9 protein-coding genes are annotated in these 10,794 nt (G+C 46.3%); all 9 read right to left on the bottom strand.

Features of this window, described 5'->3' with window-relative positions; genetic code table 11:
• Positions 1-63: 63 nt before the first annotated feature.
• A complete protein-coding gene (locus D4N35_RS13410; RefSeq protein WP_120074496.1) occupies positions 64-327 on the bottom strand; it encodes an RNA-binding S4 domain-containing protein in 264 nt (87 codons plus the stop codon).
• Positions 328-346: 19 nt separating this feature from the next.
• The gene (gene yabN, locus D4N35_RS13405; RefSeq protein ID WP_208646305.1) at positions 347-1,813 is read right to left on the bottom strand and encodes a bifunctional methyltransferase/pyrophosphohydrolase YabN; all 1,467 of its coding nucleotides are present in this window, start codon (positions 1,811-1,813) and stop codon (positions 347-349) included.
• Positions 1,810-3,417, bottom strand: a complete 1,608-nt coding sequence (locus D4N35_RS13400; RefSeq protein WP_120074490.1) for a putative polysaccharide biosynthesis protein — start codon at positions 3,415-3,417, stop codon at positions 1,810-1,812. The genes yabN and D4N35_RS13400 overlap by 4 nt, the downstream gene beginning before the upstream one ends.
• Before the next feature lie 157 nt (positions 3,418-3,574).
• Entirely contained in the window at positions 3,575-4,111 is a 537-nt protein-coding gene (gene spoVT, locus D4N35_RS13395; protein WP_120074488.1) for a stage V sporulation protein T, read from the bottom strand.
• 290 nt (positions 4,112-4,401) lie between these two features.
• Positions 4,402-7,926 (bottom strand): transcription-repair coupling factor, encoded by a 3,525-nt coding sequence (mfd, locus tag D4N35_RS13390; RefSeq protein WP_120074486.1) that lies wholly within the window; start codon positions 7,924-7,926, stop codon positions 4,402-4,404.
• 70 nt (positions 7,927-7,996) lie between these two features.
• Complete coding sequence (gene fin / locus D4N35_RS13385; protein WP_120074484.1) at positions 7,997-8,227, bottom strand: anti-sigma-F factor Fin; 231 nt, start codon at positions 8,225-8,227, stop codon at positions 7,997-7,999.
• Positions 8,228-8,290: 63 nt separating this feature from the next.
• Positions 8,291-8,857: an aminoacyl-tRNA hydrolase gene (gene pth / locus D4N35_RS13380; protein ID WP_120074482.1), complete on the bottom strand. Its 567-nt coding sequence runs from the start codon at positions 8,855-8,857 to the stop codon at positions 8,291-8,293.
• 155 nt (positions 8,858-9,012) lie between these two features.
• Positions 9,013-9,627, bottom strand: a complete 615-nt coding sequence (locus D4N35_RS13375; protein WP_120074479.1) for a 50S ribosomal protein L25/general stress protein Ctc — start codon at positions 9,625-9,627, stop codon at positions 9,013-9,015.
• Between the two features lie 194 nt (positions 9,628-9,821).
• Positions 9,822-10,781, bottom strand: coding sequence for a ribose-phosphate diphosphokinase (locus D4N35_RS13370; protein ID WP_120074476.1), 960 nt, complete (start codon positions 10,779-10,781; stop codon positions 9,822-9,824).
• Positions 10,782-10,794: the final 13 nt, after the last annotated feature.

Here is a 10,794-nt window from a genome sequence, read left to right as displayed (position 1 = left end):
GCCAGGGGTTTTCTAAACCATTAAAAAATCGGGTGCTTTATTATCCGCACCCGATCCACTTCGTTATTCTTCCTCTACACGCTCTTCCTTCAACAGACGGTACATGTTGGCCGCATCTTCCTTTTTCGTGGAATCTTGCAATTCTTCCACCTTGACCGTGACAATCTTCTGCCCGAAACGAATGGACAGCTCGTCACCGACCTTCACATTGGAGCTTGCCTTCGCCTGCTGGCCGTTGATTGAGATCCTCCCCTTGTCCGCAACTTCTTTGGCAAGGGGGCGTCTTTTGATCAGCCGTGACACTTTTAAAAATTTATCCAGCCGCATCGTTGCCATTTTTCACCCTCTATTTCCCTTGTTTTTTTGCTTCATTCCAATACTTGTCCAATTCCTCCAGCGAAAAATCGGCAAATGGCAGCCCGCTTTCCTTTACTTTTTCCTCTATGAAAGCGAACCGTCTGTAAAACTTTTCATTGGCCGCCTGCAATGCCTCTTCAGGATGGATTTTAGCGAGACGGGCCACATTGACAACCGCAAAAAGCAGGTCCCCCATTTCCTCCAATTGGCTCTTCTTTTCTACTTTCGCCAGCTCTTCCTCAAATTCCTTTGTTTCTTCCTTTACTTTTTCCATGGCTTCTGCCGCATTGCCCCAGTCAAAACCCACCTTTGCCGCAGCCTTTTGGACTTCATAGGCGCGCAGCAAAGCCGGGAGGCCCTTTTCGATCTGGTCAAGGAGAGAGCCGCTGTTTATTGGTTTCCCCTTCTCCTCCGCTTTGATCTGTTCCCAGTTGGCAACGACTTCATCCGCATTTTCCGCTTTTGTTTCTCCAAACACATGAGGATGTCTGCGGATCATTTTTTCCGAAATGCCTTGAAGAACATCTTCAATGGAAAACATCCCGTCATCCTCGCCGATCTGCGCATGAAGCATTACCTGCAGCAGCACATCCCCGAGCTCTTCGATCATGTCGTTAATGTCATCGCGGTCAATGGCATCAAGCAGCTCATACGATTCTTCAATCAAATATTTTTTCAAAGAAAAATGCGTCTGCTTTTTGTCCCAAGGACAGCCTTCCGGGCCGCGCAAATCGGCAATTATCCCCCTCAATGTTGAAAATTCTTTTAAAGAAAGCTCCCTTGATGTAACCGGAGGAACATACACACTTGTTAAATTATCCAAAAAAGGCTGCCTGTCCAATTCGAACAATGGAATCGTCCTGATCTTCTCATCAGAGCTTCCTGCCGCTGTCACAACGGTGATTTCATAATCGTCCGGGTATTTTTCCATCAATGTGAGCTTAACATCTGACGCGACCATTTGGTCATATACCTGCGCAATGATGACGTGCTGTGAGATTTGTATATCCTCCCGCTTCATCATTGTCCCGTCAAGCAGCTGAAAACCATCAATCGGATCTACCCGGACGGCAGTGAACAAAGCATCTAAAAAGCTTTGCCCCCCTTCCACCGTTACGCTAATTCCGCGTGCATCACTTCTGTCCAACAAGAGCTGGACCGTTTTTTCAGCGATCAGCGGATGCCCCGGCACCGCATAGACAATATCTCTTTTCGATGCCTCCTCAAGCAGCAACTCCGTAATTTCTTCATATACAGCCTCGAATTGATCATGCTTTTCATATATATCATCAAAGGATTGGCAGGAAATCCCTTCCTTTTCCAATTGTTTGATGACCGGATGCTCTTTAGTCCGCAAAAATAAATGATCGGTCTCTTTTAAAAGTTTATAGATGCCAAGGGGAAGCTGGTTAAGATCACCCGCACCAAGTCCCGCAACCCGAATGTTGTTCATCACTTTTGCCTCCTTTCTTTTCTTACGGTTTTGAACCTTTTTAGCTTCGAATAATATGGAACGTGGCTGATTTCTTCTTCCGTAAACAAGTTCATTCGCATGATGACTGCAAGATAGGCGAGGCCTCCAATGACAACTCCTGTCAACGCTGCAGCAGTATTGAAAAGACGTCCCTGCATGCCGATATGGTCAAAAATATACAGCCACCCCTGCAAAGCAATGGTCATGACAACAGCCGCCAAAGAAAGGCGGACAAGTGAAGCCCGAAGTACGGGCCGAATGGAAAAAAAGCTTTTTAATTTCCATGTAATCATCAGACAGACTGCTGCTAAGCCGATGACTGTCGCCCAGGCGGCACCCGCCAATCCAAAAACAGGAACGAGGATAAGGTTTCCTATATACTTGCAAACGGTACCCAGTAATATATATTTAGCCGGAGCCATCATCTGGCCGATCCCCTGTAAGATTCCCGAAAAAGTGATAACGACCGACGCAAAAAAAATAGCCGCCGCCAGAACAGCCAGAACACCGGAACCATCTGCATTTTTAAACAACATGATGTTGGTCGGCTTGATGATGTTCATAAGCCCTGCTGCTGCCCCCAGTCCGACAGCCAGGCTTACCTTCAATGAAGTGTTCACTTTCTTCTGGAGCATGTCTGCGCTCCCTTTCGTCCAGGCTGCCGTTACTGCCGGAACAAGCGCAAGGGATATCGATGTCGCCGCCACTGTCCCAAGCTGGATCAGCGGCTGTCCCCGGTCGAAAATTCCCTTCAGTGACTTCGCTTCTTCCATTTGCCAGCCTGCTTGAACAAGAAGTGAGTACAAGTTCAACGAATCGACCAATTGGAACAAAATTAATAGAAGTCCGCTGAAGCAAATGGCTGTCCCATGGATAACCACTATTTTCCCTACAGACAGCAATTCCCGGATGGAGACCCGTTGAAATGCAAATAGATGCAATCCTGTTTTACGTGTATAAACACCCAGTATGATAAGGCCCGCCAAACCGCCAAGGACTGCTCCTGTCCAGGCTCCCCGTCCCGTATCATAAAGAGAAAAACCTTCACGGACAAGAAAATAGGAGATAGCCAAAATGGCAGCCACCCTGACGAACTGCTCCGTTACCTGGCTGGCCGCTGTCGGGGCCATATTCCCGTAACCCTGGAAGACACCCCTCCAAAGAGAAAGGAACGGAAGAAGCAAAAACGGAAAGGCGACCACCTGGACAACAGGTGCCAGCAAAGGGTCACCCATCCAGCCGGCAATGGAATTGGCACCGAAAAACACAAACAGGAACAGGCTTACCCCGACAATAAGCAGTACAACAAATATTGTTTGCAAAACCCGCTGCAAATCCTCTTGGTTTTCTCTTTTTTCGGCGGCATTTTTTGCTACAAACCTCGAAATGACAACCGGAAAACCGGAAACCGCCAGGACAGAAGCGATGCCATACAACGGATATACCTGCTGATATATGTAAAAACCTGTATCGCCTACAATATTTTGAAAAGGAACACGATATACCGCGCTTAGAATCTTAATGATGAAGGCGGCCAATGTCAAAATGACAGCGCCTTTCATCAATTGCCTTGAATCATCCGGCAAGCTCTCCCTCGCCTTTCTTCAATAATTTCATCCGGTAGCCATTATATCACATAAGAAGAAAGTCAAGAATCAGGAGCCAAATCAATTGCATTTTCTATACAAAATGAAATCGGGCCCGGCAGAAGCCAAGCCCGTTCCTTGCTATAAAGATATTAATTCAGGATTCCATTTGTCTTGCCAAAAAGCTTGCTGCGGTTTCTGCCGATTTTTGCTCAACTTCCCCGATGGTCTTATCTTTGGAAAAAATAACAACCGCGCCGATCGGGTCACCGTTTGCAATGATAGGGGCAAGCGCATAAGAGGCAATCTCTTCCTCAACACCCTCCACAAGTTCCAGTGTGCCGGCGGTCGTTTCCAGCTTGGACAGCCGGTTGGACATAGCCTGCTCAATCATTTCGCTGTTATTTTTATTCATATAATCCTTCTTCGAGCTGCCGGCTACGGCTATAACTGCATCTCTGTCACAAATCAGGACGGAGCTGCCGAGACTGTCAAATAGTGCTTCGCCATATTCTTTTGCAAAATCACCCAATTCATTAATCGGGGAGTATTTTTTAAGTATGACTTCGCCTTCCCGGTCTACAAAAATTTCGAGCGGGTCTCCTTCCCGGATCCTGAGCGTCCTTCGAATTTCTTTCGGTATCACTACTCTTCCCAGATCATCAATACGACGAACTATTCCTGTTGCCTTCATCACAAAGTTGCCTCTCTTTCATCAGATGATTTCCGGAAAATCCATTTGAACTTGAGGCTGCCCTTCATAGGGCAGTCCTCTTTTTCATTTTCCTGCAAAAACCTTTTATTCAATACATTGCCTGAGGTTGTTGGAAATAGTATCTTTCAAAAAAATAGGTTCTATACATAAACTGTTCATTTTTGGATCAAATTTCTTTTTTAGTTTTTTCTGATGAAATGAGTGTCCGGCTTTGGAATCGGCTTTTTCAGGCGGGCGGCAACTTGCACCCAATCAATTGCCCGCTGCCCTTAAACGGGCGCTTGCTCTTTCTTGGCCGTATTTAATTCTTTAATGATATCTGTTACAATGGACAGCCATTCATCCGTCGAAAGCCTGCTGATTTGCAGGGTTATTTTCAATTGGCTGCCTTCCATGCCAAGACCCACAATCCTTCCATGGCGGTTTGTCACCTGGAATACTTTCCTTCCATCAATCTCATTCGTGCCTTCCTCCGAAAAGTATATGGCAATTTCTCCTTTGGACTGTTTGATCAATTCGAGCTTGATGGACCGGGCGTATATTTTCATTTCCGCAACTGTGAACAAGTAGCCCACCTGCTCCGGGTAATCGCCGAAGCGGTCGATCATTTCTTCCTTGAGCTCCTCCGCTTCTTCCAATGAATCTATATTGCGGAATCGCTTATACATTTCAATTTTCTGCTGACTGTCGGAAATATAGGCATCCGGTATATAGGCATCCAAATCCAATTCCACCTCAAAGGACGGAGCCATATCGGAAGGAGCGCCTCCCCTGCGCTCTTCGATTGCCTCTTTCAACATTTGAGAATACAAATCAAATCCTACAGAATCAATGAATCCGTGCTGCTGGGCTCCAAGCAGATTACCGGCGCCCCGGATGGATAAATCCCGCATCGCAATTTTAAAACCTGAGCCGAGCTCGGTAAATTCTTTGATCGCCTGAAGCCTTTTTTCCGCAATTTCAGTCAAAACCTTATCTTTCCGGTACGTAAAATAGGCATAGGCCACGCGGTTGGAACGGCCGACCCGTCCCCTGAGCTGATACAGCTGGGAAAGCCCCATGCGGTCTGCATCATAAACGATCAATGTGTTGACACTTGGTATATCAACGCCTGTTTCAATGATCGTTGTCGTTACCAGCACATCAAATTCACCATCCAAAAAGCTCAAAATGACGGCTTCGAGCTCCGATTCTCCCATTTGTCCATGAGCATAGGCAACACGTGCATCAGGGACAAGCATGGAAATCTCCTCCGCTTTCCTTTCAATGTCTTCTACGCGGTTATATAGGAAGTACACCTGTCCATCGCGGGCCAACTCTCGTTCAATCGCTTCTTTTACAAATGTCCCGTTATATTCCATCACATATGTCTGGACAGGAAAGCGGTTTTCCGGAGGGGTTTCAATGACGGACAGATCCCGTACTCCAAGCATGGACATATGAAGCGTCCGCGGTATAGGGGTTGCCGTCAAAGTCAGCACGTCCACATTCGTTTTCAGCTGCTTGATTTTTTCCTTATGGGAGACGCCAAAGCGCTGTTCTTCATCAACGATAAGCAGACCGAGATCTGCAAATTTAATATCTTTTGACAAAAGGCGATGGGTACCGATCACAAGGTCTACTGTCCCATTTTTCAAACCTTTGGCAGTTTCTGTCTGTTCTTTCTTTGTCCTGAATCGGCTGAGCAGACTGATATTGATGGGATAGCCGTTAAATCTTTCTTTTATTGTTTCAAAATGCTGCTGGGCAAGAATGGTGGTCGGGACCAGAATGGCCACCTGTTTTCCATCCATGATCGCTTTGAAAGCCGCACGGATGGCGACTTCCGTTTTTCCGTAGCCGACATCTCCGCAAAGCAGCCGATCCATCGGGCGTTCCCTCTCCATATCGCGTTTGATTTCCGCAATCGACCTAAGCTGGTCTTCTGTTTCCTGATAAGGGAAAGATAATTCAAACTCCCGCTGCATATCGCTGTCCGGGGAAAAAGCATACCCTTTTGTCGCTTCACGTTCGGCGTACAGCTTTATCAGTTCGTCGGCAATATCTTTGACCGACGATTCCACTCTTTTCTTAACCCGCTTCCAGTCATTTCCGCCCAGCTTATACATTTTCGGTTCCTTGCCTTCAGAACCGACGTATTTCTGGACAAGATCAATCTGGTCAACCGGTACGTACAAAGTATCGTTCCCCTGGTAGGAAATATGCAGATAATCCTTATGGACTCCCTTGATTTCCAAAGTTTCAATACCTAAATACTTGCCGATTCCATGATTGACATGGACTACGTAATCACCGGGGTTCAATTCGGAATAGCTTTTGATCCGCTCCGCATTGGAAAGCTTTTGCCGGCGTTTCATTTTTCTTGTTTTCTTATTGAAAACCTCTTCCTCAGTCACCACTGCCAATTTCAATGACGGAAGTTCAAATCCCGTGTTCAAGGCGCCATTGACAATTTGAGTACCGGCAAACTTCCCCGGGTCATCTGCAATGGCGGCTTCCACCCCATAGTCGCGCAAAACAGACTGCATTTTTTGGCTGCGCTCTTCATCCGGGGCAAGAAAAATGACCGACATGCCATTTTTTCTCCATCGTTCCACCTCTGATGCAAGCAAATGCATCTGTCCATGAAAATTTTGCATCAACTTGCATGGAACATTTGCGATGTTTTGGGGGCTTGTATTTGGAATATGCCGCAAAAACAACGATAAATAAATCCTTGGCAATGAAGTATCCGCCAACAGCCCGTTCAAGGAGTGAGCAATTTCCAGGTCATGGGTAACCTCTCCATGTTCAAGGACAGACGTGAACCACTCCGCCTCTTCCTTTTCGAGACGTTCATTCATTTCCTGGATCCGGCTCAATTCATCCAATATTAAAAGGGAGTCGCGAGAAACATAGTCTAGCAAACTTTCAGCCGGATCATAGGCCAATTTCATATATTTGAAAAATTGTTCGGGCTTTTGGCCGTTTCGCATCTGCTCGATGTCGGCGCCGATATTTTGCATCAACTGCTCTTTTGTTAAGTCTTTTTTTATCTTTTTTAACGAGCTGCCAAGGCTTTTTTCGAGCTTATCCGCTGCATGGGAAAGTCCACCTGCATCAACGGGGGATTCTGTTGCAGGCCCAATAAGCACATGCGCCAGTTTTTCCTTTGAACGCTGATCTTCAATTGAAAATGTCCGGATGGAATCGACTTCCACATCAAAAAGTTCAATTCTGATGGGATCAGCTTCAGTCAGCGGGTAAATATCCAAAATTCCTCCCCGGATACTGAATTCCCCCGGAGCACTGACCATATCCACCCGGGCATACCCCATTTGAACCAGCAGGGGCAGCTGCTTATCAAGGTCCAGCTCTGAACCGGTTTCAATATGAAGCTGCAGTTTTTTCCATACGTCTGAAGGCGGCAATGTTTTTCTAAGCCCGGCCATCGGTATGACAAAAATACCCCGGCGGCCGGACACCATGTAATTCAGCGCCTCAATCCGCTGTGACCTGAGCTCCGGGCTTGCTACACCAAGCTCGGATGCAATCAATTCATTCGCAGGGTATAAAAACAATTGATCTTCATCCACCAATTGTAAAAGGTCTTCATAAAGTTTTTGTGCTTGAAGCAAATTATGTGTGACAACGATCAGCGATTTACGCGTTTCCTTTGCCGCTGCAGCTACGAACAAGGCCCGTACGGACCCCGAAAGGCCAGCCACAAGCTGTTCCCGGATTCCTTCATTTACACCGGCAATCACTGACTGCAGTTCACTTTGCTGTAAAATCAGATCTCGTAAACCATGCATGACTTTCTCCTCTTTCCAGAAAATGGGACTCAGACCAAACGGAAAAATGCTTTGGTCGAAGCCAAAGCTGTTAATGGATCAGATAGTCATATTGGTGCAAGTCGGGGTTGCGTGAGAAAGCTTCGTGGCAGTCTTCGCAAATCGCTTGAATATGAAGATCTCCATCCGTTTGATATGTCACCATTTCCTGTCTCTCTTCTTCCGTTAGTTTGTGTAAACCCAATTGTTGGGATTGTATTATATGATTTTCTATAGTGCCTAATTTTGCCGAACAATGGCGGCAAAAATAATGGACAGTCATTCCATTCACTCCTCGGCCAGGCAATTTTTACTTTTTAGTATGAACGCCTGTGCCCGGAGTTATTCATCCATTGGAGTTAAATCGGTTCATGACTTCAAGAAAAGGTTTTTCGAGCCATTCCTCGCATGCATCCGCACATGTTTGAATGACTGATTGCATTTTGTCCCATTCATCGCCGGTGAACCTTGCCAATACATAATCTGGAACGGCTATTCCCTCCGGCGGCCGGTTAATCCCGATCCTGATCCGGTTAAATTCAGATGTGCCCAAATGCTGGATGGTCGATTTCATGCCGTTATGGCCGCCTGCACTCCCTTTTTGCCTCAGCCTGATTTTACCGACCGGCAAATCAAGGTCATCATAGATGACAAGTACATTTTCTGCGGGGATTTTGTAATAGTCCGCCAACGGCCGGATACTTTCCCCTGATAAATTCATATATGTCAATGGCTTTAATAATATGGCTTTTTCGCCGTTTTTGTGAATATTGGCAAACAGCCCGTTAAACTTGGATTCATTTAACTTTACTCCATTACGGGAAGCCAGCTCATCGATCACTTCGAACCCGATGTTATGCCTTGTTCTTTCATAACGGGAACCGGGATTGCCCAGTCCAACTATCAACTTCATCCAACACACCCCAAACATTTTCAGCAGATGGTTTATTTCTCAAAAAATGGCTGTCCAGCTCCAGCGCTTGTCGCCGATAAACAGGCGGCCTCCGCTTTTCTTATTCAAGCGGGGAAAAAGCGCAACCGCTTTGGCTGCGCCTGGTATTCGTTGATTTATTCCTCTTCCGCACCTGTTTCTTCTGACTCGGCTTCTGATGGCTCTGTACCTTCTTCCGCCTCTACTCTTGGAGCCAGAATTGTTGCAATTGTTTCATCATCCTCATGGTTAATCGTGATAGAATAGTTTCCGCGGATTTCACCGATGGAAATCGTCTCCCCGATTCCAAGCCCGGAAATATCAACACTGATGGCTTCCGGAATTTCATCGGGCTTTGCTGTAACAACAACTTCGTGGAGGATTTGTTGAAGTACCCCTCCGTCTCTTACACCCTCTGCATCTCCGGATAGTTCGACACGGACATTCGCTTCGATCTCCTGAGACATATCGACGGCTAAAAAGTCGGCATGGATCACTTCTTTTTTGATCGGGTCTTCCTGGTATTCATGCAAGACGACATTTAGCTTTTTCCCTTCGACATCGAGGCTGATGACACCGTTTCGGCCAACCTCGCGCATCGTTTTAATAAATTCGCCGCTGTCGATGGAAATGGGAGTGTTATCCGTCTTATAACCATAAATGATAGCCGGAATACCTCCCTGCTCCCTCAGTTCCCGCAATTGGGAACGTCGATCGCTTGTCCTTTCTGTTGCCTTTAATACATTTACCATTTAGCACCTTCTCCTAACCTAATGTTGTCAAAAGTACACTATCCATATATATACCTTAACATACATTCAGTTAAACCTCTAGGCGGGAAGAAAATCAATTTTCTAATTTATTTAAATTTTACGCACTGGTTCTCAAGTTCACAAGCCAATCAGCCCGGGGCGCGCCGGCCATCTAAAGCTGAGTGACTTCCGCTTTAATCAAACAAAGTGCTTACAGATTTGTTTTCATGAATCCTGATAATGGCTTCTCCAATAAGCGACGCAACCGAAAGCTCCTTGATCTTGCTGATTTTCTTCTCTTCCGGCAACGGAATAGAATTTGTCACAATCAGTTCTTTCAATTCGGAGTTTTGGATGCGATCAATAGCAGGTCCGGAAAGGACTGGATGTGTACAGCAGGCATAGACATCCTTTGCCCCGGCCTCTTTCAGCGCATTGACTGCCAAAGTGATCGTACCGGCAGTATCGATGATATCGTCTATTAAAATGGCCGTTTTCCCTTCTACATTTCCCACGATATTCATTACTTCCGCTACATTCGGACGCGGGCGGCGCTTGTCGATGATTGCAATCGGGGCTTTCAAACGGTCCGCCAGCCTTCTTGCACGGGTAACTCCGCCGTGGTCAGGGGATACGATCACAAGATCGCCATCTACCATTTCTTTTTCTTTGAAATAATCAGCTAAAATTGGAACACCCATTAAGTGGTCAATCGGCACGTCAAAGAAACCCTGAATTTGCGGAGCATGCAAATCAAGTGTGATGACACGCGTTGCGCCGGCTGTTTCAATTAAGTTGGCAACAAGTTTTGCCGTGATCGGTTCCCTTGCACGGGCTTTCCGATCCTGGCGCGCATAGCCATAATAAGGCATGACAATATTGATCGTTTTGGCGGACGCCCGTTTTAAAGCGTCAATCATGATGAGAAGCTCCATCAAGTTTTTGTTTACCGGTTTGCTTGTTGATTGGATGACATACACATCACAGCCGCGGATGCTTTCTTCGATATTAATTTGAATTTCTCCATCGCTGAATTGGCTGACCGTACATTTTCCGAGCTCTAACCCGATTTCCTTTGCAATTTCCCCCGATAGGGTGCGATTGGAATTTAAAGAAAAAACTTTTAATGTAGGGTCAAGATATTGGTTCGACATGAGGAGCCTCCAT

The organism is Siminovitchia fortis (assembly GCF_003605365.2).
Taxonomy (GTDB): domain Bacteria; phylum Bacillota; class Bacilli; order Bacillales; family Bacillaceae_C; genus Siminovitchia; species Siminovitchia fortis.
The sequence above is the reverse complement of the archived record's forward strand: the minus strand, read 5'-3'. Positions and strand labels throughout refer to the sequence as shown.

Bases quoted from the DNA above. Each gene is read 5' to 3' on its own strand.
- mfd (WP_120074486.1), bottom strand. From the start codon at position 7,926: ATGCATGGTTTACGAGATCTGATTTTACAGCAAAGTGAACTGCAGTCA.
- D4N35_RS13370 (WP_120074476.1), bottom strand. From the start codon at position 10,781: ATGTCGAACCAATATCTTGACCCTACATTAAAAGTTTTTTCTTTAAAT.
- D4N35_RS13410 (WP_120074496.1), bottom strand. From the start codon at position 327: ATGCGGCTGGATAAATTTTTAAAAGTGTCACGGCTGATCAAAAGACGC.
- fin (WP_120074484.1), bottom strand. From the start codon at position 8,227: ATGACTGTCCATTATTTTTGCCGCCATTGTTCGGCAAAATTAGGCACT.
- pth (WP_120074482.1), bottom strand. From the start codon at position 8,857: ATGAAGTTGATAGTTGGACTGGGCAATCCCGGTTCCCGTTATGAAAGA.
- D4N35_RS13375 (WP_120074479.1), bottom strand. From the start codon at position 9,627: ATGGTAAATGTATTAAAGGCAACAGAAAGGACAAGCGATCGACGTTCC.
- spoVT (WP_120074488.1), bottom strand. From the start codon at position 4,111: ATGAAGGCAACAGGAATAGTTCGTCGTATTGATGATCTGGGAAGAGTA.